This is a genomic window from Nonomuraea terrae, assembly GCF_044465245.1.
In the GTDB taxonomy this organism is placed as follows: Bacteria; Actinomycetota; Actinomycetes; order Streptosporangiales; family Streptosporangiaceae; genus Nonomuraea; species Nonomuraea terrae.
This window is the reverse complement of the sequence record NZ_JBITLL010000001.1, coordinates 761,551-786,758: the sequence shown is the minus strand read 5'-3', so window position 1 is coordinate 786,758 and position 25,208 is coordinate 761,551. Positions and strand designations below refer to the sequence as shown.

At 66.1% G+C, this 25,208-nt stretch carries 26 protein-coding genes and 1 pseudogene; 16 read left to right on the top strand and 11 right to left on the bottom strand.

The window, feature by feature from the left end:
• Nucleotides 1-112 precede the first annotated feature (112 nt).
• From ACIBP6_RS03785 to ACIBP6_RS03775, 3 genes are read right to left on the bottom strand one after another with little or no spacing between them, the layout of a single operon-like run.
• Nucleotides 113-433 carry a DUF6510 family protein gene (locus ACIBP6_RS03785; RefSeq protein ID WP_397048419.1) on the bottom strand — a complete coding sequence of 107 codons (321 nt, stop codon included), beginning with the start codon at nucleotides 431-433 and terminating at the stop codon, nucleotides 113-115.
• The gene (locus ACIBP6_RS03780; protein WP_397048417.1) at nucleotides 430-1,251 is read right to left on the bottom strand and encodes an FAD-binding oxidoreductase; all 822 of its coding nucleotides are present in this window, start codon (nucleotides 1,249-1,251) and stop codon (nucleotides 430-432) included. Before ACIBP6_RS03780 ends, ACIBP6_RS03785 begins: the two co-directional genes overlap by 4 nt.
• A complete protein-coding gene (locus tag ACIBP6_RS03775) occupies nucleotides 1,244-1,843 on the bottom strand; it encodes a molybdopterin-dependent oxidoreductase (RefSeq protein ID WP_397048415.1) in 600 nt (199 codons plus the stop codon). The genes ACIBP6_RS03780 and ACIBP6_RS03775 overlap by 8 nt, the downstream gene beginning before the upstream one ends.
• Before the next feature lie 669 nt (nucleotides 1,844-2,512).
• Between ACIBP6_RS03775 and ACIBP6_RS03770 the strand changes: the two genes are divergently transcribed.
• A complete protein-coding gene (locus tag ACIBP6_RS03770; protein ID WP_397048413.1) occupies nucleotides 2,513-3,100 on the top strand; it encodes a uracil-DNA glycosylase family protein in 588 nt (195 codons plus the stop codon).
• A gap of 276 nt (nucleotides 3,101-3,376) precedes the next feature.
• On the opposite strand, the gene lpdA is transcribed toward ACIBP6_RS03770, so the two are convergent.
• Nucleotides 3,377-4,771 carry a dihydrolipoyl dehydrogenase gene (gene lpdA, locus ACIBP6_RS03765; RefSeq protein ID WP_397048411.1) on the bottom strand — a complete coding sequence of 465 codons (1,395 nt, stop codon included), beginning with the start codon at nucleotides 4,769-4,771 and terminating at the stop codon, nucleotides 3,377-3,379.
• Between the two features lie 402 nt (nucleotides 4,772-5,173).
• On the opposite strand from lpdA, the gene ACIBP6_RS03760 reads away from it, so the two are divergent.
• A complete protein-coding gene (locus ACIBP6_RS03760) occupies nucleotides 5,174-6,091 on the top strand; it encodes an NADP-dependent oxidoreductase (RefSeq protein WP_397048410.1) in 918 nt (305 codons plus the stop codon).
• A gap of 52 nt (nucleotides 6,092-6,143) precedes the next feature.
• Nucleotides 6,144-6,581: a GNAT family N-acetyltransferase gene (locus tag ACIBP6_RS03755; RefSeq protein WP_397048408.1), complete on the top strand. Its 438-nt coding sequence runs from the start codon at nucleotides 6,144-6,146 to the stop codon at nucleotides 6,579-6,581.
• Nucleotides 6,582-7,128: 547 nt separating this feature from the next.
• Here ACIBP6_RS03755 and msrA (ACIBP6_RS03750) read toward each other — a convergent pair.
• Both msrA (ACIBP6_RS03750) and msrB (ACIBP6_RS03745) read right to left on the bottom strand, forming a co-directional pair.
• On the bottom strand, nucleotides 7,129-7,683 hold the full coding sequence (msrA, locus tag ACIBP6_RS03750) for a peptide-methionine (S)-S-oxide reductase MsrA (RefSeq protein WP_449593658.1): 555 nt from the start codon (nucleotides 7,681-7,683) through the stop codon (nucleotides 7,129-7,131).
• Nucleotides 7,680-8,159, bottom strand: a complete 480-nt coding sequence (msrB, locus tag ACIBP6_RS03745; protein ID WP_132609891.1) for a peptide-methionine (R)-S-oxide reductase MsrB — start codon at nucleotides 8,157-8,159, stop codon at nucleotides 7,680-7,682. Before msrB (ACIBP6_RS03745) ends, msrA (ACIBP6_RS03750) begins: the two co-directional genes overlap by 4 nt.
• A 468-nt stretch (nucleotides 8,160-8,627) precedes the next feature.
• On the opposite strand from msrB (ACIBP6_RS03745), the pseudogene ACIBP6_RS46820 reads away from it, so the two are divergent.
• From ACIBP6_RS46820 to ACIBP6_RS03710, 7 genes and pseudogenes are all read left to right on the top strand, one after another.
• A pseudogene (locus ACIBP6_RS46820) lies at nucleotides 8,628-8,938 on the top strand (IS982 family transposase); the annotation flags it as partial.
• A 258-nt stretch (nucleotides 8,939-9,196) separates the two neighbouring features.
• Nucleotides 9,197-9,658: a peptide-methionine (R)-S-oxide reductase MsrB gene (gene msrB / locus ACIBP6_RS03735; RefSeq protein WP_397048404.1), complete on the top strand. Its 462-nt coding sequence runs from the start codon at nucleotides 9,197-9,199 to the stop codon at nucleotides 9,656-9,658.
• 2 nt (nucleotides 9,659-9,660) lie between these two features.
• Nucleotides 9,661-10,179, top strand: coding sequence for a peptide-methionine (S)-S-oxide reductase MsrA (gene msrA, locus ACIBP6_RS03730; RefSeq protein ID WP_397048402.1), 519 nt, complete (start codon nucleotides 9,661-9,663; stop codon nucleotides 10,177-10,179).
• A 254-nt stretch (nucleotides 10,180-10,433) separates the two neighbouring features.
• Nucleotides 10,434-11,537, top strand: coding sequence for a transaldolase (gene tal, locus ACIBP6_RS03725; protein WP_397048400.1), 1,104 nt, complete (start codon nucleotides 10,434-10,436; stop codon nucleotides 11,535-11,537).
• 249 nt (nucleotides 11,538-11,786) lie between these two features.
• Nucleotides 11,787-12,386, top strand: a complete 600-nt coding sequence (locus ACIBP6_RS03720) for a sulfite oxidase-like oxidoreductase (protein ID WP_397048398.1) — start codon at nucleotides 11,787-11,789, stop codon at nucleotides 12,384-12,386.
• Between the two features lie 324 nt (nucleotides 12,387-12,710).
• Nucleotides 12,711-13,121 (top strand): hypothetical protein, encoded by a 411-nt coding sequence (locus ACIBP6_RS03715; RefSeq protein WP_397048396.1) that lies wholly within the window; start codon nucleotides 12,711-12,713, stop codon nucleotides 13,119-13,121.
• Nucleotides 13,118-13,396, top strand: coding sequence for a DUF6510 family protein (locus tag ACIBP6_RS03710; protein ID WP_397048394.1), 279 nt, complete (start codon nucleotides 13,118-13,120; stop codon nucleotides 13,394-13,396). Before ACIBP6_RS03715 ends, ACIBP6_RS03710 begins: the two co-directional genes overlap by 4 nt.
• 142 nt (nucleotides 13,397-13,538) lie before the next feature.
• Here the strand turns inward: ACIBP6_RS03710 and ctaD are convergent, their stop codons facing one another.
• Nucleotides 13,539-15,182, bottom strand: coding sequence for an aa3-type cytochrome oxidase subunit I (gene ctaD, locus ACIBP6_RS03705; RefSeq protein WP_397049300.1), 1,644 nt, complete (start codon nucleotides 15,180-15,182; stop codon nucleotides 13,539-13,541).
• Nucleotides 15,183-15,904: 722 nt separating this feature from the next.
• On the opposite strand from ctaD, the gene ACIBP6_RS03700 reads away from it, so the two are divergent.
• Nucleotides 15,905-16,303, top strand: coding sequence for a DUF417 family protein (locus tag ACIBP6_RS03700; RefSeq protein ID WP_165969620.1), 399 nt, complete (start codon nucleotides 15,905-15,907; stop codon nucleotides 16,301-16,303).
• Nucleotides 16,304-16,662: 359 nt separating this feature from the next.
• On the opposite strand, the gene ACIBP6_RS03695 is transcribed toward ACIBP6_RS03700, so the two are convergent.
• Nucleotides 16,663-16,920: a hypothetical protein gene (locus ACIBP6_RS03695; RefSeq protein ID WP_397048392.1), complete on the bottom strand. Its 258-nt coding sequence runs from the start codon at nucleotides 16,918-16,920 to the stop codon at nucleotides 16,663-16,665.
• 374 nt (nucleotides 16,921-17,294) lie between these two features.
• On the opposite strand from ACIBP6_RS03695, the gene ACIBP6_RS03690 reads away from it, so the two are divergent.
• Nucleotides 17,295-17,792 (top strand): hypothetical protein, encoded by a 498-nt coding sequence (locus ACIBP6_RS03690; protein WP_397048390.1) that lies wholly within the window; start codon nucleotides 17,295-17,297, stop codon nucleotides 17,790-17,792.
• A gap of 26 nt (nucleotides 17,793-17,818) precedes the next feature.
• Nucleotides 17,819-18,445, top strand: coding sequence for a TetR/AcrR family transcriptional regulator (locus ACIBP6_RS03685; protein WP_397049298.1), 627 nt, complete (start codon nucleotides 17,819-17,821; stop codon nucleotides 18,443-18,445).
• 253 nt (nucleotides 18,446-18,698) lie between these two features.
• Here the strand turns inward: ACIBP6_RS03685 and ACIBP6_RS03680 are convergent, their stop codons facing one another.
• Together ACIBP6_RS03680 and ACIBP6_RS03675 are read right to left on the bottom strand one after the other, a co-directional pair.
• A complete protein-coding gene (locus ACIBP6_RS03680) occupies nucleotides 18,699-19,316 on the bottom strand; it encodes a GNAT family N-acetyltransferase (protein ID WP_397048388.1) in 618 nt (205 codons plus the stop codon).
• 4 nt (nucleotides 19,317-19,320) lie between these two features.
• Entirely contained in the window at nucleotides 19,321-19,671 is a 351-nt protein-coding gene (locus tag ACIBP6_RS03675) for a GNAT family N-acetyltransferase (RefSeq protein ID WP_397048386.1), read from the bottom strand.
• Between the two features lie 180 nt (nucleotides 19,672-19,851).
• On the opposite strand from ACIBP6_RS03675, the gene ACIBP6_RS03670 reads away from it, so the two are divergent.
• From ACIBP6_RS03670 to ACIBP6_RS03660, 3 genes are all read left to right on the top strand, one after another.
• On the top strand, nucleotides 19,852-20,220 hold the full coding sequence (locus tag ACIBP6_RS03670; RefSeq protein ID WP_397048384.1) for a GNAT family N-acetyltransferase: 369 nt from the start codon (nucleotides 19,852-19,854) through the stop codon (nucleotides 20,218-20,220).
• A 1,009-nt stretch (nucleotides 20,221-21,229) separates the two neighbouring features.
• On the top strand, nucleotides 21,230-21,508 hold the full coding sequence (locus tag ACIBP6_RS03665) for a hypothetical protein (protein ID WP_397048382.1): 279 nt from the start codon (nucleotides 21,230-21,232) through the stop codon (nucleotides 21,506-21,508).
• 149 nt (nucleotides 21,509-21,657) lie between these two features.
• Nucleotides 21,658-23,637: a SpoIIE family protein phosphatase gene (locus ACIBP6_RS03660; protein ID WP_397048380.1), complete on the top strand. Its 1,980-nt coding sequence runs from the start codon at nucleotides 21,658-21,660 to the stop codon at nucleotides 23,635-23,637.
• 237 nt (nucleotides 23,638-23,874) lie between these two features.
• Here ACIBP6_RS03660 and ACIBP6_RS03655 read toward each other — a convergent pair whose 3' ends face one another.
• Nucleotides 23,875-24,960 carry a LacI family DNA-binding transcriptional regulator gene (locus ACIBP6_RS03655; RefSeq protein ID WP_397048378.1) on the bottom strand — a complete coding sequence of 362 codons (1,086 nt, stop codon included), beginning with the start codon at nucleotides 24,958-24,960 and terminating at the stop codon, nucleotides 23,875-23,877.
• Nucleotides 24,961-25,208 lie beyond the last annotated feature (248 nt).

The window sequence follows — 25,208 nt, the reverse complement described above, 5'->3', positions numbered from 1 at the left end:
TTGCGCGTTCGACCTGACGTTGGTGTCGGAAAGGGCTCTCCTTCTTACCCGCGTCTTGAGAACGCGCAACCGGACGGATGAGCTCATCGCGTTGGCCGGCCGGCAGTCCCGATTAGACCGGACCTGGGGTGCGCGGAAACAACCACGAGCTGGAGCCCGAGATGTCGAGCCATGTGCCCCGTGGTGTGCGGGCCACTCGGGCGACCATCGCCTCACACTCGCGACAGCGCAGCACGGTTCCCGGTCCGCCCAGATAGGCCGGCAGCTGTCCGAATGCTTGTGTGGCGCCGCAGCTGCCGCAGCGGACAGTGACGGTGGTCGGGTCGCTCGCGAGGAGCCCGGCGAACTCGCCGGCAGCGGCGTTGCCGTCCAAGACTCCGCCTGAGTCAGCGCCGCCATCGGGCACGGCCGGGGTCGAGAGATCCGAGGTCATCGATCAACTCCTGTGGGTCCGAATCGTTCCGTACGTAGGCGATCGTCGGGGTATCCCGCCTCGTGGAGCAGGCCTGTGGCGTGGTCGACGAAGCCAGAGGGGCCGCACACGTAGACCCGGGCCGCCAAGGGCTCCGGCCACGCGGACGGAGGTTGGATGTCCTCGACCGCGAGATGTGAGGCGGGACGGAGGTGCCCGTCGGGGACCTTGCGCGTGTAGACGAGACGCACTTCGGCGGACCCTCGCGCGGACAGATCGGCCGACATCTCTTCCAGTTCAGGCCCGTACATGAGGTCGCGAGGGCCGCGAAGCGAATACACGAGCATCGTCGGCGCCGCATCGCCCGCTCGCTTCCGGGCTCGCAGCATGGTGACCAGCGGCACCACCCCTGATCCGCCGGCGATCAGCAGTACCGGGCCGTCCCCGATGGATGGGTCCCCCGGCTCCCAGACGAACCATCCACCGATGGGCCCGCGTACGTCGAGTTCGTCACCGATCTCCATGCTCTCCACCAGGTACGGCGAGACCTCGCCATGGGGTAGGAGGTCGACGGTGACCGCGACGCGGTCGGGCGTGGCAGGCTCAGCCAACGAGTAGCTCCGTTGGGCCGAGTAGCCGTCCGCGGCTGTGAGACGTATGTCTACGTGCTGACCGGGCAGATGTCCGGTCCAGCCGGGGACACGTAGAACAAGTGTCCGGGAATGCCAGGACTGCGAGTGCAGACCGATGAGCGTTGCCTTGCGCCAGTGATTCCCGGCTGACGGAGTCTCCTCTACGGAGCTGTCGGCCGGGTCGTCGGTCGTGTTCGTGTCAGTCACCGGCGTAACGCTCCTCGCGCCACGGGTTCCCGTAGTGGTGATAGCCGAAGCTTTCCCAGAAGCCCGGCTCGTCGAAGCGCTGCATCGTGATGCCGTTCACCCACTTCGCGGACTTCCAGAAGTAGAGATGCGGCACCAGTAGCCTGGCCGGACCACCGTGCTCGACGTGAAGCGGCTCTCCCTCGTACTCGTACACGATCCAGGCCTTGCCCCCCACCAGGTCCTCCAACGGGAGGTTCGTGGTGTAGCCCCCGTACGAATGCACCATCGCGTATTCGTTGTTGGTTGCGATGTCCTCGAAGAAGGTGTCGAGCGACACGCCCCGCCATTGGGTCCCGAGTTTCGTCCACCGGGTCACGCAGTGGATATCAACGTTGATCTCCTCGGAGGGCAAGGCCCTCATCTCATCCCAGCTCCACCGCCTCGGATTGCCCATCTCAGGCGTGATGGTGAAGCTCCATACGTCCGTCGAGATCAGCTGCGTCGGCCCAGCCGTCAGCACGGGAAATCCGTGGGTCAGATGCTGGCCGGGCGGCAGATCGACGGCACGCGGATCGTGATGGCCGAAGAAGCCACGCGAGACTGTCACCATGTGCTCTCTTCCAGACCCAACGGTCTCTAGTGGTGGGCGTCTCACGGTCGGGTCGAAGGGGGCAGCGACCTTGTAGTGGACGATTTCGTCCAACGTAAGGTTCCGCTGCAACTGGTGTCAACGCGCGCGCAGTACGTCGAGAGCTGCTGAACATCATCGTGCGCGACGCGGAAGCGGTCGGGCCGATCGTCGACCTTGAGGTTCAGGCCCGCATAGCCGCGGTCGCGCAGCCGGCGCTGCAGGACGTCGACGTTGAGCCCCGACGTAAGGCTCCGAGTGCACGCTCGGGCCACAGACGTTTCCCTCGCCCCGATCGACCACGAGGGGTCGTTGCGAGCGTGTTGGATTGCGAAAGTGGACTACATAGACCAGACTCCGGCAAGGCGACCGGGAGGAACAGGCCGTCGCCGTCAGCGGGCAATGTCGTGGTGCGACCAGGCGAACCGAGAAGGTGACCTCCATGGCTGATGGCAGATGTCCCGACGCGGTGCGATTCGGCGGCGACCTCGGACTGGCACCTGAACACCTTCAGGATTCGTTGGCCGCCCATCGGGCGGCGACGCCGGGAGCGGCGCCCTCCCGTCAGAAGCGCAGCCACATGCACCGGGCCTTGCTATGTAGATGCAGACCGTGTGAACGAGCAGAGCACCATCCGACCCGAGGAGGAGCATGTCATCAACAGCATCCGACCTTGAGCGTATCCGCTCCGAGATCACCGCGGATCCCGACAATGCCTGGGCTGCGGCGGCGAACTACCAGCCGATATACGTTGCCGACACCGCGGCACGCATAGCGATTGTGGGACAGGCGCCAGGACGCAAGGCACAGGAGTCGGGCATCCCGTGGAACGACGCAAGTGGAGCCCGTCTCATCGACTGGCTGGGAGTCGACGAGACAACGTTCCGCGACCCATCACGCTTCGCTCTCCTGCCGATGGACTTCTACTACCCCGGCAAGGGGCGCCACGGTGACCTTCCTCCCCGCCGGGACTTCGCAGCCCGATGGCACCCGCGGATCCTCCAGGCGATGCCCCACATTCAGCTGACACTGCTCATCGGCAGCTATGCGCAACAGCACTACCTGGGCACTCGTGAGTCGCTCACGGCGACAGTTCGACGGTTCGCGGACCATCTCCCGGCAGTCCTGCCGCTGGTGCATCCGTCCCCGCTCAACTTTCGATGGCTCGCGAAGAACCCCTGGTATGAGGCAGAGGTCCTCCCCCAGCTACGTCAGTGCGTACGAGCGGCCCTGGCGTAACAGGTGATCCAAGACCGGGCTGTCTCGGATCTCTGCGGTCGAGAGCCGCCGAACGCTCGGCGGTCTTCAGGCAGCCCTGTGCGTGGCCGCGGATGCCGTAGGCGTCCAGTGCGGTCTCGTGAAACAGGATCGCCTCGGGCACCCGAGTCCAGCTCCCCGGTGACCGGGTGCCCGGGTGCCCGGGTGCCCGGCAGTCACACGAGCATGCAGGCGTACGACGCCACCAACAGCACGGCACAGAAGGCGCTCAAAACTCGCTGCCCAGGGCGGAGACGGCTAGAGGTTGATCATATGGCCGGCGATGCCTTCGACGGCTTCCTTCATCGCCTCCGACAGTGTCGGGTGAGCGAAGATGTTGCGGGCCACCTCGTCGGCCGTCAGGTCCCACTGCTGGGCCAGCGTCAACGCCGGTAGCAGCTCGGTGACCTCCGGGCCGATCATGTGCGCACCGAGCAACTCGTTGTGAGTCGCGTCTGCGACGACCTTGACGAATCCGACGCCTTCAGCCATGCCACGGGCCTTGCCGTTGGCGGAGAAGGGGAATTGCGCGACCTTGACGTCGTATCCCTTCTCCTTCGCCTGGGCCTCGGAATATCCGAAGGAGGCGATCTGCGGCCGGCAGAACGTCGCCCGCGGAATCATGTCGAAGTTGATCTCCATGGTCTCCATGCCGGCGATCGTCTCCGCGGCGACCACTCCCATCGCCTCGGCGGTGTGAGCGAGCATCAGCTTGCCGGTGCAGTCACCGATCGCATAGACGCCCTCGACGTTGGTGCGACCGCGAGCATCGACCGCGATCGCACCACGGTCGGTGAGCGCGATGCCGGCAGCCTCCAGGCCGAAGCCCTGCGTCCGCGGCGCGAAACCAAAGGCTGCCAGGAACTTGTCAGCCTCGATCAACCGCTCGTCGCCGCCGCCGGACGGGGCCACCGTCACCCGCACGCCGGAGCCGGTGTCCTGGACACCCTTGACCGTCGTGGACAGCAGCACGTTGACGCCCAGCTTCTTGTACGCGCGAAGCAACTCCTTGGACACATCGGCGTCCTCGGTCGGCACCATTCGGTCCAGGAACTCCACGATGGTGACGTCGACCCCGAAGTTCTTGAGCACGTAGGCGAACTCCACCCCGATCGCGCCCGAACCGCCGATGACGATCGACTTCGGCAGCTGGTCGGTGAGGATCTGCTCCTCGTAGGTGACCACGTTCTCGGAGAGCGTCACCCCCGGAACCAGTCGCACCGTGGCACCAACGGCGATGATCAAGTTGCCGAAGGTGTACGACGAGGTCTGACCGTCCGTGGAAACGTCGATCGACGTGGGCCCGGTGAGCGTTCCCCAGCCTTCGATCTCAGTGATCTTGTTCTTCTTCATCAGGTAATGCACGCCCTTGGCGCTCGCCTCCGCGACACGGCGGCTGCGCCTGTGCGTGACGCCGAAATCCATGGTGGCATCACCCGTGATGCCGAAGGTGTCCTTCTCCTGGGTGATGATGTGGGCGATCTCCGCGTTGCGCAGCAGCGCCTTGGACGGAATACAGCCGACATTGAGGCAGACACCGCCCCAATACTTTTCCTCCACGACGGCGACCGACTTGCCGAGCTGCGCGGCGCGGATGGCGGCGACGTATCCCCCCGGGCCGGCACCGAGGACAAGGACATCGAAATAGGTCACGAGCTGAAGCCTAGACTGCCGCCGTTCGCACCATACGTCGCGCTGGCCCTCCGACGGCGATCTCTCGATGCATCGGGAACGGCAGCTCGGTGACGACGTGGCCGAGGTTTCGCAGCGCAGGGGATCGCCGCTGCCCCACCTACTTGGCCGCTGACTCACGTTCCTTGCCGGCGTCCGACCGGCCACGATCCTGACCACCCGCCGAGCCTTCAAGCCACCAGACGGGCCACCGAAGGGCAGGCAGAGCGGCGGCGACGCCTGGCCTCGAACCCAGCGCACCGGGGCCGCACTCCACGTCACAGATCGTTCCGCTCAGCCGGGTAAGAAACCGACATCCGGCGTCACTTAACGGGAGAACCGAAGTGCCGCCTCGGCGAGCGACTGATACGGAGAGGCGACCCAATGAAGGCGATTGTGGTGACGGATGAGGCCGCGGGAACGGCCGGGATGACGCTGGCGGAGCGGCCCGAGCCGGAGGCGACGGGAAACGATGTGCTCGTTGAGGTTCATGCGTCGGGATTCACCCCGGGCGAGCTGACGTGGCCCGGAACCTGGACCGATCGCCTCGGCCGCGACCGCACGCCTTCGATCCCCGGACACGAGGCAGCTGGCGTGGTCACCGCGCTCGGCTATGGCACGAGGGGGCTGTCGGTGGGACAACGGGTGTTCGGCCTCGCAGACTGGACTCGCGACGGCACCCTGGCCGAGTACGTGGCCATCGAGGCACGCAACCTAGCGCCGCTGCCGGGCGACGTCGACTTCACGGTGGGCGCGAGCCTGCCGATCTCGGGCCTGACCGCGTGGCAGGGGCTGTTCGTGCACGGCCGCTTCGAGGCGGGCCAGAGCGTCCTCGTCCATGGTGCGGCCGGCGGAGTCGGCTCGATGGTGGCGCAGCTCGCCAAAGAGGCCGGCGCCTACGTCATCGGCACCGGACGTGCCGCCGACCGACAGACCGCCCTCGACTTCGGCGTGCAGGAGTTCGTCGACCTCGACAACGACACGCTGGAAGACGTCGGCGAAGTCGATCTGGTCTTCGACGTGATCGGCGCCGACATCGCCAGGCGGTCCGCGGGCCTGGTCCGAGCCGGCGGAATGCTGGTGACCATCGCCGGTCCGCCCGAGGCGCAGCCGGCCGAGGGTCTGGCGGTCGACTTCGTCGTCGAGGCCGATCGCGCTCAACTGAGTGAGGTCGTCCAGCGGGTCAGGGATGGGCGGCTGCGGACGAACATCGGCACCGTCGCGACCCTCGACGACGCCGTCGCCGCCCTCAACGCGACCGAGCGAACCAGGGGAAAGACGATCATCCGTGTTCGCGCCTGAAGGACTCGGAACAAGACGAGCGGGCCCCGGCCGGCGAACGAACAATCAACGAATGGACACCCCCATGATCGACCCAACCCGCTACGCCTTCGAGCACTCCGATGGGAAAGACAGCCTCAGTAAGGACCAGGCCGTACTCATCGACGAGATGATCGACGACCCCCATGCTCCCGCGTTCGACTTCGCAGTCGTCAATGACGAGAAGGCCGGCATCTACGAGGCCATCGTCGGCGACCGCGAGATCGCCGGCCTGCCATACAGTGTCGCCGGCGACGACCGGCTGGTGTTGCTGGCGACCTCGGTGTACCCCGAATTCCGCAAGCGGGGCATCGCCACCGAGCTGATCAGACGCGTCCTCGACGACGTGCGCGCGCAAGGCAAGACGGTCACCATCATGTGCCCGGTCGTACGCACCTTCATCGAGCACAACCCCGAGTACGCCGACCTCATCGACGCCAAGCACCCAGGAGTGACCAAAGGCCACCGATGACCTCGGTTGCTCCGGGCCGTTGGTGGTCGGCGCCGTCGACGCTCACCAAGGTCTCCGAGTGCGCTGCGGGTGCTCGGGTTCTATGGCTGGTGCCGGCCACGTTCCGGCGCTGTTGGCCTCAGAGTGGCTGCTGAACCAGCGGGACCAGGCGCAAAAGGCTCATCTACGCGCTCGGCACTGGCAGCAGGAGTGACGCGTTGGCTCATGTGAGCAGGTGTTGAGCACGTGCGACTGGGCCGAGCCGCACGTCAGGCGTAGCCGTTCTGTCGCATTCCGATCGCTCCGTCAGAAGACCGAGTGGATGCGCACAGCCTTCGCCAAGCGGTCGCCGATCCGCTTACCAGCGAAGTTCGGTCAGTAGTGTCGCCCGAAGCATCACCCTCATCGGACCGGCTCGCGCCGACCCGCGCGGGCGGGTCGGCCGCGCCTGTACGCTTCCGTCCCGGAAGATCGTTGTACCAGTTCAGCGACACCCTCTCAGGGCCGAGAAACCGTGCCGGTGAGGGCACGCCCATGCTGAGATGCGCGCACCCTCTCAGCCGGGCGTTCAATCGGTGGTGGCGGTGCGTTTGGGGAGCACCCAGCCTGGGCGCGGGAAGTGGCAGGTGTACCCGCTCGGATACCTGATCAGGTAGTCCTGGTGCTCGGGCTCCGCCTCCCAGAATGGCCCTGGGGACTCGATCGTCGTGACGGCCTTACCTGGCCACAGACCCGACGCATCGACATCGGCGATCGTGTCACGGGCGACCTGCTCCTGCTCGGGAGTGAGCGGGAAGATCGCGGAGCGGTAGCTCGTACCGATGTCGTTGCCCTGCCGGTTCAGGGTGGTCGGGTCGTGGATCTGGAAGAAGAACGCCAGGATGTCGCGGTAGGTCGTCTGCGCGGGGTCGAAGACGATCTCGACCGCTTCGGCGTGGCCGGGGTGATTGCGGTACGTTGCGTGATCGTTCTCGCCGCCGGTGTATCCGACGCGTGTGTCCAGTACGCCTGGCTGCCGGCGAATGAGGTCCTCCATGCCCCAGAAGCACCCACCGGCCAAGACAGCCGTCTCGGTGCCCGGTTTGCGGGTGATCTGCCCGGTGTCATGAATCCCGTTGGTCACGATGCACGCTCCTCTGTGCTGGTGGTGTCGATGGTCTCGAACAGCGAGCGGTACTCGCCGTAGCCCTGCGTCTCGAGCTCGGCGACCGAAACGAAGCGCAATGCGGCCGAGTTTATGCAGTACCGCTGGCCACCGGCGTCGGCAGGACCGTCATCGAACAGGTGCCCGAGGTGACTGTCCGCCCCGGCGGACCGCACCTCCGTGCGGGTCATCCAGAGTGATCCGTCGGTCTTTGTGCGAACGGCATCAGCCTCTATCGGCTTGGTGAAGCTCGGCCACCCAGTGCCGCTGTCGTACTTGTCGGTCGACGAGAACAGGGGCTGGCCGGAGACCACGTCCACGTAGACGCCGGGCTCGTGATTGTTCCAGTACTCGTTGCGGAACGCTGGCTCCGTCCCGTCCTTCTGAGTGACGTCGAACTGGCTGTCGGTGAGACGGCTCAACGCCTCCGGAGTCTTGCGGTAGTCGTGCGACACGGTATCTCCTCTTCTGACGTCGGTGATTGCGGCAGGCGCTGGAAACAACACCGCACAGATACGATTTGGTCCTAGGTCCTGAGAGCTCACGGTGACTTTGATCTCAGGCTCGGATTGGCGGGTCAGGTTCGGAAGTCACGTGGGCGGGCACGTCGATGAGGTAGCTCTGATCACCCGAGCCCCGTAGCTACAGATCATGGCGCCGCACAGCGCCCGAAAGGCAGTACGCCCCCTCTGCGCACGTTCCGCACGCAGCAAGGTGCGATGCCGATCCCGGATAGTGTTCGGCGGCATCGGCTCCGGCCCGAGTAGCTCGACGTAGATCGCCACTACCTCTTGGTCAGTCGGCAGGGCAGCCATCGGCTCCCCTCCTGGATACCCGTTAGTGGTCAGGAAAGCGCGGATCTTACGGCGCGCATCGAAAACGGTCTTGTAGATCGCTCCCCCGCTTCGACCCAGACAGAGACCGCCGACAAGGGCTACGTCACCGCCGAACTGGACACCTTCCTGGCCGAACACGGGGCACGCCTGCTGCGCCCGTCCTACCGCAACCGCACACCACGTCCCGGCGAACACTTGCTCAAGCCGATCGGCCAGCTGATCGAGTCCGTCAACGACACCCTCAAAGGCCAATTCGACCTGGAATTCCACGGAGCAAGGACCGCCGACGTGGTCGATGCTCGCATCGCCCAGCGCATTCTGGCCTGACCGCGGCCATCTGGCACAACCGCGCTACCGGACAGCCCGTCACCCGGTCGCTGATCGCCTACGACCACTGACCCGACATAGGACTTACTCGTCTAGGTCATCACGTTCCGGTCCCCCGATACGAGCGCGCCGATGCGCCTCAGGGATCGCGACCAGCAACATCCTCCTCGGGATGGACATCTGCACCGGCGCGTAGCCGACCAGCCGGGCTCGCCGTCGGCGCGCCCGGCGGAATAGACGACCGCTTTCGCCCGTTGACAGGACTAAATAGTCCATTTATGGCCAGGAGCAGCGCCATGAAGTGTGGCGCCGATATCCGAGGGACAGAGATGTCGCACCAATATCGCAAGAACCCAGAGGCCGTCGCCCAGCTCACCGCCGAGCAGTATCGGGTGACCCAGGAGAACGGAACGGAATCCCGGTTCAAGAACGAGTTCTGGCACCACAAGGAGCCAGGCCTGTACGTCGACGTCGTGTCCGGCGAGCCGCTGTTCGCCTCGGTCGACAAGTACGACAGCTTGTCCGGCTGGCCCAGCTTCACCGCTCCGGCCGAGCCCGGCAACGTGGTCGAGAACTCCGACACCAGCTACGGCATGATCCGCACCGAGGTCCGGTCGAAGCACGGCGACAGCCACCTCGGGCACGTCTTCGACGACGGCCCCGCCGCGGACGGCGGACTGCGCTACTGCATCAACTCAGCCGCCCTGCGGTTCGTCCCTCTCGACGACCTCGAGCGCGAGGGCTACGGAGAGTACCGAAGGCTGTTCGACAACGCCGACGAAGGAGCATGACGATGACCACGACGCAGAAGGCCATCCTCGCCGGGGGCTGCTTCTGGGGAATGCAGGACCTGATCCGCAAGCTCCCCGGAGTGATCTCCACCCGTGTCGGCTACACCGGCGGCGACGTCCCCAACGCGACCTACCGCGACCACGGCACCCACGCCGAGGCCATCGAGATCGTCTACAACCCCAACCGGACCACCTACCGCGACCTGCTGGAGTTCTTCTTCCAGATCCACGACCCCACCACCCTCGACCGCCAGGGCAACGACATCGGCACCAGCTACCGCTCAGCGATCTTCTACCTCGACCAGGAGCAGAAGCGCGTCGCCGAGGACACCATCGCCGACGTCGACGCCTCCGGCCAGTGGCCCGGCAAGGTCGTCACCGAGGTAAGCGCCGCCGGGCCGTTCTGGAAGGCCGAGCCCGAGCATCAGGACTACCTGGAGCGCTACCCGGCCGGATACACCTGCCACTTCGTCCGCCCCGGCTGGAAGCTCCGCCGCGGGGACGCCCCCGCCGTCAGCTGACGTGCAACCGCCACAAGCGTGCACCTTGTCGCGTGTGTGGCTGTCTGTTTCCGCGGGTAGTGGTACGCCTCAAGATGGACGCGCACTCCGCACAGCGAGCAAACGTCGCGCCACTTCACCCCGTCGCACCACTTCACGCCGGGGACCGACAGCAGAAATGAAGCTGACGGCAGCGATCCCCCACGAATTGCCAGTGCGAGATCGCAAGGAAGCACCCAGCCCGCAGCGCCTTGACACCCGGAACGGAACCGATCATGAGTGAGATCTTGCATAGGCTTTCCGCCCAGGGCGTCTCCATCTGGCTGGACACCATCAGCCGGGAGCGCCTGCGCAGCGGCCATCTCGCCGCGCTGGTCCGCGACAAGAACGTGGTGGGGGTCACGTCCAATCCGACCATTTTCGCCGCGGCGCTGAGTGAGGGCGACGCCTACGACGACCAGTTGCACGATCTGCGGGTGCGCGGCGTCGGCGTCGGCGAGGCCGCGCGCGCCATCACCACCTACGACATCCGCTGGGCCTGCGACGTGCTGCGCCCCGTCTACGACGCGACCGGCGGCGTCGACGGCCGCGTGTCGATCGAGGTCGATCCACGCCTGGCCAAGGACACCGAGCGGACCGTCGCCGAGGCCCGCGCGCTGTGGTGGCTGGTCGACCGGCCCAACCTGTTCATCAAGATCCCAGCGACCGTCGAGGGGCTGCCCGCGATCACGGCCGCCCTGGCCGAGGGCATCAGCGTCAACGTGACGCTGATCTTCTCGCTGGAGCGCTACCGTGGGGTCCTGGACGCCTGGCTGTCCGGCCTGGAGGCCGCCAAGGCCAAGGGCGTCGACCTGTCCAGGATCGAGTCGGTCGGGTCGTTCTTCGTGAGCCGGGTCGACACCGAGGTGGACAAGCGCCTCGAGGCGATCGGCACCGACGCCGCCAAGCTTCTGGCCGGCAAAGCCGGCGTGGCCAACGCGCGGCTGGCGCACGCGACGTTCAACGAGATCACGGCGAGCTCGCGCTGGCAGGCCCTCAGTGCCGCCGGAGCGCGGCCGCAGCGCCCGCTATGGGCCTCCACCGGGACCAAGAACCCCGCCTACTCCCCGACGCTCTACATCGACGACCTGGTCACGTCGGGCGTCGTCAACACCATGCCGGAGAAGACCCTCGACGCCGCCGCGGCGCAGGCCACGGTCAACGGCGACACCGTCCGCCCCTTCTACGAGGACGCCTGGAACACCATGGCGGCCCTCAAGGAGGCCGGCATCGACTACGACGACGTGGTAAGGGTCCTCGAGGAGGAGGGCGTGGAGAAGTTCACGGCGTCCTGGAACGAGCTGATCGACACCGTGTCCGCCGAGCTCAACAAGGCGTAAAGGTAGGGCCTCATACAGTGCGACGACATGCCCACTCGCCGGTGAGGACCTGCCGGCGAGGGGCGCGGCCACCGAAAGAGGCCGGCGGCCCTCAGGCCGCACGGCCTGCCGCGGAGCGAATCCTGTACTGACCGCTTCGACGATGGTCGAACCATCGCGATTCGCAACATTTCTGCAATGCCACGCGGAAGCTCGGGCAAGACCCACCGGTTCCGGCGCCGGCGTTGCTCACACTCGGAAGGTTTCATCATGGCCCTCGTGTCACGAGGATTTTCTGGACGTCGCCGTGACGACGACGTGAAGCTGCCGCCGGGACAGTACCTCACCGAGGACTTCCCCGTGCTGTCGGCCGGGCCCACGCCGCAGGTGCGAACCGAGCGGTGGGAGTTCACGATCACCACGGAGACCGGCGAGGAACACCGCTGGGACTGGGCGGCCCTGCGCGCGCTACCCGCCGAGCATTTCACCACCGACCTGCACTGCGTCACCAAGTGGTCGAAGCTGGGCACCATGTGGGAGGGAGTCTCGCTCGACACGCTGTTCGCCGACGTCGAGACCACCGCCGACTACGCCCTGGCGCACTCCTACGGTGGCTACACCACCAACCTGCCGCTGGAGGACCTGCTCGACGGCCAGGCGTGGATCGCCTTCGGCTACGGCGGCGAGGACCTCACCGCTGAGCACGGCGGTCCGGCCCGGCTCCTGGTGCCCCACCTGTACTTGTGGAAGAGCGCCAAGTGGCTGCGGGGGATCCGGCTGGTGAACGAGGACACGCCGGGGTTCTGGGAGGGCGTCGGCTACCACAACTACGGAGACCCATGGCGCGAGCAGCGATACTGGGGCGACTGACCTGGCCGGTCGCCACGGTGACGGCCCTCCGCGAGGAGAGCCCGACCGCACGCACCATCGTGCTCCGCGTGCCCGGCTGGCCCGGCCACCTCGCCGGTCAGCACGTCGACCTGCGGCTCACGGCCTCCGATGGCTGCTCGACCCAGCGTTCCTACTCGATCGCATCGGCCGCCGACGGCGAACGGGTCGAGCTCACCGTGGAGGAGATCCCCCGGCGGAGAAGTCTCGCTTACCTCACCCGGGGTTTTGGAGGTGGGCGACCCGCTGGAGCTGCGCGGGCCGAGCGGCGGGCGGTTCCTGTGACGGCCGGGGCCGCCCACACCGGTGCAGCTCATCGCGGGCGGCTCGGGTCTGGTGCCGCTGATGGCCATGATCCGCGCCCGGCCCGCAGGGCCCGATCCCGGCATCGCGCCGTTTCGGCTGCTGTACTCCGTGCGCGAGCCTGGAGCTCTGCTGTATGCCGGGGAACTGGGGGAACGCGCCACGGACGGCACCGGCCTGGAGAGTGCCTACGCCTGCACCCGGCGGGCTCCGGAAGGGCACGAGCGTCCCCCGGGGCAGGTGGACGCGGCCCTGGTCCGCGCCGTCACCTGGCCGCCGGAAAGCATGCCGCTGACCTTCGTCTGCGGCCCTACCGGCTTCGTGGAGAGCGCCGCCGGCTTGCTGGTCGCCGCCTGCTACGACCCGGCCTTGATCCGCACCGAACGATTTGGCCCCACGGGAGGAAGCCAATGAGCACGAACGACGACCACCTCGACGCCAACGCGGCGGGCGGGGCGCTGCGCGAGCTCTTCAGCGTCGACCTGACCGCGGCCGGCATCTTGTGTGCCACCTGCGCGCGCAGCTTCACCTTCGCGGAGGCGCTTCTTTACGCGCGGGCCCCCGGTCTGGTGGGCCGCTGCCCGGCCTGCGGAGAGGTCGTGTTCCGCCTGGTCCGCGGGCCCGGCCGGGCCTGGCTCGACCTGCGCGGCAGCACCTGTCTCGCCATCCGCATGCCTGAGGGGCGGTGAGATGTGCGCGATGGGAGCGGATGTGATGTGCGAGGATCCGGCCGACGGCGCATGGGGTGGTTGAGGCGTCGATCCCGACGGCCCTCATGGGCCGCGGAGCGGCCCGGCTTCGAGTGGGTGGTGGGCATCCGCCCGCGTAAGGTCAGGCGTCACTGCTGCCGGCTTCATGTCCTGGCTGCAGGTGTGGATATTTCATGTCGAAGGCGGGCCGCTCGGACCTGACCCGGGGCAGCGAAGAGAAATTGTGCCGCGGCGGCGGGCAGGACGTGGCCCACTCCAGCGAGTTGCCGAACTCCCAAGGGTCGTCGACCGTCACCTTGGCCGCCACCCGGGACGTGCGCCAGATGTTGAAGAGGAACACCAGCGTGGAGGCGCCCAGCAAGAACGAGCCGGCCGAGGAGATCATGTTCAGGTCGGTGAACCCGTCGGCCGAGCCGTAGTCGGCATAGCGGCGTGGGAACCCGATCGCCCCGAGCCAGAACTGCACCAGGAACGTCGCCTCGAAGCCGATGAACAGCGGCCAGAAGTGCAGCTTGCCGAGCCGGTCGTTGAGCATCTTGCCGGTCATCTTCGGCCACCAGAAGTAGAACCCGGCGAACATCGCGAAGACCACCGTGCCGAAGACGACGTAGTGGATATGGGCCACCACGAAGTAGGTGTCGCTGACGTGGAAGTCGAGCGGCGGCGAGGCCAGAATAACGCCGGTCAGGCCACCGATGAGGAACGTGACCAGGAAGCCGATGCAGAACAGCATGGGCGACTCGAACGACAGGTGGCCGCGCCACATGGTGCCGATCCAGTTGAAGAACTTCACACCAGTGGGCACGGCGATGAGAAAGCTCGTCATCGAGAAGAACGGCAACAGCACCTGGCCCGTGACGAACATGTGGTGCGCCCACACGGTCATGGACAGCCCGGCGATCGAGATGGTCGCCGCCACCAGGCCGATGTAGCCGAAGATCGGTTTGCGGCTGAAGACGGGGATGACCTCGGAGATGATGCCGAAGAACGGAACCGCGATGATGTACACCTCCGGGTGGCCGAAGAACCAGAACAGGTGCTGCCACAGCATGGCTCCGCCGGTCTCCGGGTCGTAGACGTGCGTGCCGAACTTACGGTCGATCTCCAGTGCCAGCAACGCGGCGGCGAGCGTGGGAAACGCCAGGAGCGCCATCAACGCCGTGAGCAGGGTGTTCCAGGTGAAGATCGGCATCCGGAACATCGTCATGCCGGGCGCCCGCATGCAGGTGATGGTGGTGATGAAGTTGACCGACGTGAGGATCGTGCCCAGGCCGGACAGCACGAGCCCCATGATCCACAGATCGGCCCCGATTCCCGGGGTGAAGGTGGCGGTCGACAGCGGCGTGTAGGCGACCCAGCCGAAGGACGCCGCACCGCCATCCGCGAAGAAGCCGCTGACCACCATCAGCCCGCCGAGCAAGAACATCCAATAGCTGGCCGCGTTGAGACGCGGGAAGGCCACGTCGGGCGCGCCGATCTGCAGCGGCATGATCACGTTCGCGAACCCGGCGAACAGCGGGGTCGCGAACAGCAGAAGCATGATGGTGCCATGGATGCTGAACAACTGGTTGTACTGCTCGCGCGTGACGAACTGCAACCCCGGTCCGTACAGCTCTGCCCTTATCACCATCGCAAGCAGGCCGGCGAATAGAAAGAAACTGAACGACGTGGCGAGGTAGAGGTAACCGATCATTTTGTGGTCGGTCGTGGTCAACCAGGAAACGACCAGTCGTCCGGCGCCGCTCTGCCCGCGTGGCACAGGCATAGGCCGATCCCGACGAGGCTCGGTCCTAGCCATATACATATCTCCTGCCACTGGACACGCTAAGGGGATCTCAAGCCGGTTTTCCCCGTCCACTGTGTCGCCAACCGATCCGGGTGCGCCGGTTCCTTCACAAGTCCCGTACGGCGCCCCGCTCATGAACCATGAACGCCTGGCCGAGGGTGAAGTTGGTCCGTAATGGCACGCCCAAGGATCGGTCATGTGATTGCCATCCGCGAATCTCTTGAGTTCCTCCCGCCGGCGGTCAGGCAGCTCAGGAGCAAGCCGTTCCATCTCTCGTCCTGCGCGAGCACCTCGGTTTCACGCTTATTTTGAAACAGAGTTTGTGCCCCAGGTAATGACGCCTGAGCCGATGGGGCTGGGGCCGACTTCGGGGAACCGCCGACGACACGCACACGCAGACATTTTGCCAACGGTCGAAGCTCCCGTATCCCACACTAGAGCTACAGGTGCGCCGTGGATGATACGTTCGGCGGACGACCGTTTCGTTTCGCAGAACGACAAGCGTCCACGCCTTTTCAGGAGAAGAGAAGGCGGGGAATCGGCTTTGCGGGATTCCGACCCGCGATCGTGCGAAGACAACGAGGCAGAGCGAAGCGCGGAAAACGTCACCAACTGCGAGAGGGGATCGCAGCATGGGAACATGTCGCGCCACAGCCGACCGCATCCAATGCGCGGCCGCTGTGACACTGAGATACGGGCTGGTGCTCAACCTGCTGCTGATCGGGCGGCTCAAGTTCGAGGACTACGAGGTGGACAACATCCGTCCACTGCTCGTTGCCAGCCCTCCGTTCAGCCGTCTGGCTCGAAGATACGGTGAACGAAGGCTCGCCAGGTTCATCGGCGTCAGCGAAATCCTGATCGGTGCGCTGATCGCTGCCCGGCCGCTGGCTCCCAAAGCCTCCGCGCTCGGTAGCCTTGCCGCTACGGGGATGTTCGCCACCACGTTGAGCTTCCTGGCCACCACACCGGAAGCATGGCACCAACGCCGAACGGAACCCAAGCTGTCCCCCGCCGGACAGTTTCTGATCAAGGACATCGTGCTGCTGGGAGCGGCGCTCTTCACCGTCGCGGAATCTCTGCGGAACATCCGACAGCTCTGACGCCCCGCGGCACGCCGACGCCGGGATCGACCGTCGCCCTGCCCAGCGGCCGCACACGGCTGATCATCAGCACCTCGCTGGCCACAGAGGCCATCAGGCGGCACCGCCCACTTCGACTGGGCGGCGAGCCTGAAACTTCCCCGTGCCCGTCATGGGGCAGGCGGGGTCGGGTCCCCGCGGTGGCCGCACCCACCACGGGCACGGCAGCCCGAGAAAGGGACGATGATGAGCGACCGGTCGGCCCTGGATCCCCGCCGGCGAGGTAGGAAAGGGCGACCACACGTCCACCAGGCCGTGTCCTGGTCGCCTGGCTGACCACGACCGGCCACAAGGGTGATCAGGACCTTTACCTGATCACGTCAGTGGCCCTTTTTTCTGATCGGCGGCATGCTCGCGCTGGTGATGCGGGCGTTCGCCCGGCCCGGACTGCAGTCCGTGACGAACCAGCTCTTCACCACACACGGCACGATCATGCTCTTCCTGTTCGCGACTCCGCTGTTCGCCGGCTTCACCGACTCGGGTGGCGCGAGGTCATCCGGATCGCCCACGACCTGGGTCTGGACCTCGATCAGTTCGAGAAAGAACTCATCTCGGCCGAGGTCACCGGCCGGGTGCATGACGACATGCTCGACGCCGAGCCCTTGAATATCACCGCCGTTCCTACGCTCTCCGTCAACGGCTGGAGGCGCGTCGGCCCGTCCGACGCGCAATCGCTGCTACGAGCGCTGACGACCGCGACCGACCCACCGGTCGCCGAGACAACGGATGCCGTAGTGGCCCCACGATCTACGGCCACCCACGACCGGGCAGGTGATTCGCCTGCCGCTTTCGTGGATCGCGACTCACCGGACAACGCTTGCGTGCAGTCATCTGCGCGTAGCGGACTGAATCAAATTATGGACTAAAAAGTCCATATTACTTCGGGTCGCAACCTGCCTACCTGCTGCCCAGGCGGGCACATGGAACCTTGTCTAGTGGACTAAACAGTCCCATGACCGTGGCAGAATACGTGAGCGGTTCGACTGGCCGGGAGGGATCGATGAGGACATGCTTCGCGGAGGTCTTGGCCCGCGAAAGCGCTTCTCTGGCTGAAGTCACCGACGGGGTGATGCTGGCCAACTGGCGTCGCCGCGTCGTCAAGGAGCTCATGACCCCGCGATCACCGTACGCGTTGGCACTGCGACAATCGGGTGATGTGCCTGAGCGAGCCGACTTGCTCGATCGCTGGCGCGAGCTCATCGCCGAGACTTTGGAACGGTTGCTGAAGTCCGGCGCCGCAGGGAACGCACTCTGCTCTTCCGCGCAGACGCCGAGGGCCGACATCGACGCCCAGAAGGCTGCTGTGCTGATTCTTGCGGCGCTTCATGGAGGCAGCACCCTGAGTCAGATCGCACGAGACCCTTGGCCTCTCAACGCCGCGCTCGACTTCGCGCTCGCGCCCTTTGCGGCAACCGAGGATGACGGCCCCACAAGGACGAGGAACGAGTAGCCCGATATCAGTAACATGAATGTGTGATGACGACCGCTGACTCGCAGACTGGCAGACGCCTGACGGCGCGCGGCGCAAAGACGCGGGCAAGGATCGTCGCCGCAGCAGCCGAGCTGATGTACGTCCAGGGAGTCGGGGATACCACGCTCGACGACGTGCTCGCGGCGAGTGGAGTGAGCAAGTCGCAGTTGTACCACCATTTCGACGGCAAGGACGCACTCGTACGGGCCGTCATCGACCACGTGGGAGAACGCGTCATCGAGCGTGAGCGCGATGCCCTCGGCCACGTCTCGACGATCGCAGGCCTGCGACGCTGGCGGGATTCCTTGGTCCAGAACAACGCCCTTCGGCATGGCGCCTACGGCTGTGCACTCGGCTCGTTGGCCTCCGAGGTCACCGATCATGACACTCTCGCGCGCCAGGCCCTGTCCCACCTGTTCACCGAATGGCAGGGACTGCTGGCAGGCGTGTTGCGCAGGCTTCAAGACAGTGGTGTGCTTGCGCCCGAGGCGTCGGTCGACCAACTGGCAACGGGGCTCATGGCCGCCCTCCAGGGCGGGTACATGCTGGCCCAGACTGCGCGCGATGTCACACCGATGGCAACCTCAGTTGACATGGCACTCGCGCACATCGAGAGCCTGTCTGCCGGTTGAGTCCACCTTGCCGCTGGGCAGTTGGAGCGGTGCACCCACTCACCAAGAGCTTGGATTTGGTGTCGGAGTTCGAGTCAGAGGGCAGTCCGTGAGTCAACTGTCCCTTTGATCGGTTGCGCTGCATGTGGAGGGCTGGTCACGGGCTCAGCGTCCACACCCCTTCCAGCTTGCGGCGCGCGCGGTTGGCCGCCGGGACGAGCCGCCCGTTGACCCGGCCATCGACCGTAGTCCGGAGATGGCGTCGTCGTCGAGCTCACCAGTCGTCCAGCCCGTCTGGGTCATAGGAGTAGTCCAGCGAGATTCCGGGTCGGATCTTGTGGAGGTCGGCCCGGCCCATCCGCAGCACCTCGAGTCTTACGCCGTGGTGCGCCCAGTCGAAGTCATCGACGACTGTCATTCCGAGACGTTTGGCAACGGCGAGGCTGCCGGCGTTCTGCGCCGGCGCCGCAACGAAGACCTCATCGACGTCGGCGGTAAGAAATGCCTGGTGTGCCAGAGCATGCCCAATCTGGCCAGCCACACCGTGGCCACGGGCCTCGGGCCGCAGATGCCACCCCATCACAAGCTGGGGATCGCGCGGACTGAAGGGAAGCAGAGTCGCGCCGCCGAGGAGCCGGCCATCGTCAGCCGCCTCCACTGCCCACAGACCCTGTGGCACAGGGCTCCGTGACGACTGCAGCTCCCAGTCTCCCAACAACTCCCGCATCTCGGCGAGGTCACGCACAGGCTGTCGCCTGCCGATCGCCTTGGCAATTCTCGGATCCCCGTAGATCTCGAACGCCCCTTGGGCATCTTCGGTAGACCAGGACCGCAAGATGAGGGTCGGAGTGACGATGCGCTCAGGCTCGATGGAGACGTGCAGGTCGTCCATGATGTCAGCGCCCGCTGTTCGCGTCTCGTGCGGTGCGGGTGGCGGTGAAGGCCGAGCGACTGGTGTCGACGGTGTCGTTCCACCCGGGATGGGCCCGGGCGTAGTCGGCAGCAAACCCGCAAGAAAAGCCAACCTTGGTCCGACTCCGGCTGAGGTCTTCCAGGGCATGGCGGGCCAGCGCCGAGGCGATGCCCCGATGCCGTTGGTCTGGGTCCACGTACGAGTGGGTGAGCGTGACCCGTCCGCCGGGCGTCTCGTAAGCCAGCGTGCCGTCGGCCCGACCATCGGTCAGCGCCTCGTGGAGGCGGGTGGCCTCGTCCTTGCACACCTCAACGGCGGCTGGTGATGGCTCCATGTTCTCTTCTCACCTCGTCAGTCTTCGGTCGGTGGCCCGAGCAGCCTTCCTCAAGGGCACTAACGGACTATCAAGTCCAACGTATGCTACTCACGCTGCGCCACACACCCTGCAATGGGACTAAATAGTCCAATCAGAGCGTAGTGCGCGGTGTAATTACACGTTGGAAAGGGTGAGCCGATGAGCAGCGAAGAACAGGTGCCGGCAACCGAGGCGCTGATGGACAACACCGATCAAGGCCGCTTTGAGCTCCACCGCGACGGCGACCTGGTCGGCTGGCTCTACTACACCCACCTGAAGCCCAACCGGTATGCCCTACTGCACACCGAGGTGGAGTCGAGTCATCGACACCAGGGCGTGGCGGGCGCGATGGTGCGGCAAGTGCTCGACGAGATCCGTGCCCGCGCAGGCACGATCACCGCTATCTGCCCCTTTGTGGCCGACTACCTCTCGCGAACGACCACATATGCCGATCTGATCGACGCCCGACACCCCGGCTACTCCGACCGTGCTGCTGCCGAGTCAGCGCGCGAGAAGGGCGGCGGCTGAGACCACCAGACCGCGCTCAGCAGAGCCCTCGAAGGAGCACGCGCGCCGGCCCAGTTCCTCGATCGTTATCGAGGTGAGGGCCGTCGAGGCCACGGTCAGCCACCTGTGGTTCGCCACTCCCGTCTCCGTCCGTGCATGATCATGGCTTCTCATGTGAAGTGACAGATTCCGGGTTGATGCGCTGAACGGCGGGGTTGGGAGCGGCGGGCATACAACTCGCTCTTCGATGGAGGGCACCGCGAAGAAGGCTGAGCTTCTCGTCCGGTTGTGCCCGGCCGGTGGTACTCCGGTTTCCGGAGTACCACAACGCCGATGACGACGATCAAGATGTACACCGCCGGCGCCTCCCGGTCCAAACGTGGACAGGGTCGCCAGTGCCATCGCGGCCTGCATGACCGGCTCGTTCCTGATCGCTTATGTACGTGGCAATCGATCATTCTCACGTACGGCGGAGGCGATGGCAGTGGCACTGGTGAACGTGGACGTGCGAAGCCATCCAGCCGAGTCCGGACGATTCCGTCTCCTTTGGTCAACCGTCGATGTCCCCTGAGGCGCCCTGTCTGTCATCGTGCGCATTCACAGCGTCAGGCGTACCAGCCGCTGATCTCACCGCCAGGCGCTCGCTGATTGCCGGGCGACACGGCTAGGACTATTCTGGACGAATTCATCCAGTTGTAGTTGGGCCGTCCATGCCGCGGAGGCAAGGACTGGATGCAGGGGGTGCCGGATGAAGGCGATCGTGGCGAAGGACGAGACTGCGGGCACGGCGGATGACGCTGGTGGAGCGGCGCGGCCGGCGGAGTCGGATCGAGGGTTACCCACCTCGCGCGCGAGGCCGGCGCCTATGCCATCGGCACCGGACACGCCGCCGACCGTCAGCCGGCACTCGACTTCGGTGCGAAGAAGTTCGTCGACAACGACTCACTAGTAGACGTCGGCGGAGCCGATCTCTTGCCGGCCCGCCGGAGGCGCGGCCCGCGGACGGCCTGGCGATCGAGTTCGTTGTCGTGTGCGATCGTGCCAACCGGGTGAGATCGTCCAGCGGGTCGGACGACTGCGGACGAACATCGGCAACGTCGCGACCCTCGACGACGCCGTTGCGGCCTTCAACCCGACCGAGCGGATCGGAGGAAGACGATCATCCGCGTTCGCCCGTGAGGACTTGGCACACCTCAGCACGAAAATGACCTCGCAGAGCGAGAAGTACGTCGATGGCCCGGCCTTCACCTCCGTCGACGACATGCGGCGGAGTGAGTACGACTACCGCCACGGCCCGAGAGCGATCTGATGACCATCAACGAAGGGACACCCTCCATGATGGGTTCGGAGATGTTGTCCAGGGGCAAGGTTTTGTTGTCCAGGGGCATAACGTTGTTGTCCAGGGGCATGGCTTTGCTGCCCAGAGGCATACGTTCGGGCTCCTTCAACTCTGCTCTCGTGGGCGTGGCCGTGACCAGTGGCTCCGCTCACCGGCTGATCTACATGAACCATGAGTGCCGGAAGATCTTCGGCGAGGGCAAGCTCGGAGTGCCGATCAGGGAGGCGTTTCGTGACCTGTGTCAGCAGAGCTTTTTCGCACAGCTCGACCGGGTCCTGGAAACGGGCGAGGCCGTAAGCCTTGAGAAACTCCCGTTGGAACTCGGCGAGCGAGACCCGTCGGGACGCGAGAGTTTCGCCTCGGTCGGCATATCGAAGCTCTCGCTCGGGGACGGCGATGCAGGCCTGCTGATCATGACCATGGATGTCACCGACCGGGTCGCCACCGCCCGGATGATCGAACCCGTCAGCGAGGAGCGGCGCAGGTTCCTGCACCGCTATCAAAGTCTGGCCCGGCTCGGGACACAGGCGTTCTGGGTGAATGACCCCCAGGGCAGGCTGAACGAGCCGAGCCATGGCTGGGAGCGGTACACCGGGCAGAGCTGGGAGGAGTACCGCGGTCACGGCTGGCTGAAGGCCGTACATCCCGACGACCGCGAGCACACCGAGGAGAGCTGGTTCAAGGCGGTGGAGCAGCTGAGTCTCTGGAACTACGCCTACCGTTTGAAGGCGCCGGACGGCACCTACCGGCATGTCCGCGCGCGCAGCGTGCCCATCGTCGAGGGCGGCCAGGTCGTCGAATGGCTCGGCACCCTCGCTGACGTCGAGCAGGAGTGGCAGGAGGAACGGCGCAGGAAGCTGCTCGACCAGGCCGCCGCGGCGACCGCGGGCCTCGCGAGCCTGGACGAGGTACTGCGCGCGCTCTCCGAGGTGATCGTGTCCACCCTGTCCGACGGGTGCGGCATCTATGTGCTGCCGGAGTTCGAGGACCAATCGATCCCGCTGTCCTTTGTCGCCGAGCTCCTGGTGAGTATCGCGCGGACGCGGGAGGAGCCGCCGCCAACAGGCCACAAGGCGTTCGGCTCCGACTACAATTTCGGCCAGGTGGTCAGAACCCGTCGGCCGGTCCACTGGGAGTTCCCCAAAGGGAAGCCGCCGCCGGGTGTCGCGCCACCCGGCGTCATGGAGTGGTTCGTCGCCGCTCAGGTCAACAGTGTGACCCTGGTGCCGGTGGTCGTGGACGGCGCGGTGGCGGCGGTGGTGGCCGCCGTGGTCTGCGGGGATCGCGAACCGCTCTGCGCGGCGGACGTCGACCTGCTGGGTCAGATGCTGGATCACGCGCATGCCCATCTCAGCAACGCGATGCGCTTCCAGCGCACCCAACGCGTGGCCCTGGCACTGCAGAACTGCCTGCTCCCCGATCCACCGGAGGTGCCGGGAGTGGAGATCGCCGTTCGTTACCGGGCGTGTGCTATCGCGGTGGAGATCGGCGGCGACTGGTACGACTCCTTCGTGCTGCCTGACGGCTCCACGGTCTTGAGCATCGGGGACGTGGCCGGTCACGACCTGGCGGCAGCGGTCATGATGAGCCAGTTGCGCAGCATGCTTAGGGGGCTGGCGATGGACCGAAACGAGCCCCCCGGCGACACCCTGCGCCGCCTGAACATCGCCACCGAGTCGCTCTGCCTCGAATGCATGGCGACCTGCATCCTCGCCCGCCTGGAAGGCTCAGACGACGACGATGGCTGGAGGCTCAACTACTCCGTGGCCGGCCACCCGCCGCCCCTGCTCGTCACCCACCACGGCGAGGCACGCTACCTCGAAGGCGGCGCCAACCCGCTCCTCGGGGTGACCTACGACACGCCGCGCAGCAGCGCCGTCGCGGTCCTGCCGGCGCGCAGCACGCTGCTGCTCTACACCGACGGCCTGGTGGAAGTGCCCGGTGAGCACCTCGGCATAGGGCTGGAACGACTGCGCCGCAGCGGCGCTCGTCTGGCCCGCGAGCCCCTCGAGGCCTTCTGCGACAAGCTGCTCACCCTGCCACCCATGCCGTGCAAGGACGACATCGCCATGATCGCCGTGCGACTGCCGGCATTCTGAGCCCCACGGCTCCGGAAGCGGGGTGTCAATGACGCTCGTGCCGTCCCTCCGCGAACCTGCCCAGCGACGCGCTCGTCATCTTGAGTTGTCAAGCGAACCAGCTGGCGATGACTGCCGGGCCATGATCTTTGACGGTGGAGATTGCCCGGCGGGCCGAACTCGTCGAAGGCGAAGTTCCGCTCGGGGGCGTATTCCATCCAACCGGCACGAACCCGGTGATCGTTTCCGGTCACAGCACTAGAGCGAAGTGTCTTCCGCTGGGAGCGGGCGGACGGTGGCGCGGACGACGATGTGGGTGCCGAGCATCACGTGGTCGGCCACGCCCGACTTGGTGCGCTTGTGTTCGAGGGCCATGCGTACGGCGGTGCGGCCCAGCTCCTCGTGCGGCACGTGGACGGTGGTGAGGTCGATGTCGGCGGCCGTGGGCAGGTCGTCGAAGCCCACCATGGAGACGTCGTCGGGGATGCGCAGCCCGTGCTCGCGCAGCGCCTGGCGGGCGCCGGCGGCGATGAGGTCGTTGCCGGCGAAGACAGCGGTGAAGTCGCGCGGCCCCGCGTCGAGCCGCTCGCGGATCATGCGGTAGCCCTCGTGGCGCTCCATCGTGCCGTCCATCTCCAGACCGGGATCGTAGGGCACGTGGAAGTCGGCGAGGGCCTTGCGGTAGCCGGCGATGCGGCTGTCGGGGGTGGTGTAGCCCTCGCGCCGGCCGAGAAAGAGGATGCGCCGGTGGCCGACCGAGAGCAGATGGCTGGTGATGGCGTGGGCGCCGCCGGTGTTGTCGTACTCGATGACGAGGGCGGGCACGTCGGGGCCCAGCGCGGGGCGCCCGCACAGGACGAGCTGCGAGCCCGCGAGGGCGAGTGCACGGGCGTATTCGGCCATGCGCTCGCGGTAGGCGTCGTCGTTGACGACGTTGCCGACGAGGATCACGCATTCGGCCTGCTCCTGCCGCATGAGCTGGACCGTGGCGAGCTCACGCTCGGGGTCACCGCCGGTGGTGCCGACGATGCAGAGCTTGCCCTCGAGCGCGGCCTGGGCCTGGACGCCCTGTGCGACGTGCGCGTAGTGGGGCGAGACGACGGAGTTGACGATGATGGCGACGCTGCGACTGCTCGCGCCGGCCAGGCCGCGGGCGTTGGCGTTGGCCACGTAGTCGAGCTCGCGGACCGCCCGCATGACCTTGCTACGGGTGGCGGGGGCGCTGGGGTAGGTGCCGGACAGAATCCGCGACACGGTGGCGACGGACACGCCGGCGTGCGCCGCCACGTCGCGGATCGTGGTCGGCCGCCGCCCTTCGTCGTCGGACACCGCACGCCGAGCCATCCCGCCTCCACCTGACACTCGACTTCACTGGTAAACCGCTTACACGCGATGCTGCCGCTGTCTGACGTACCTCTTCGACACTGTACATGTGCTCAAAGCCGATGAGGAGCCACATCGGAGCGGTCTGCGGGGGGACACCTGTGGAAACGCATTCTGCGAATCACTGATCCTCTTGACAGTTCGATCACGTCATGCTGCCATCGGCGTTAGGTAAACGGTTAAACACCTGACCGTTTCCACCGCGTTAC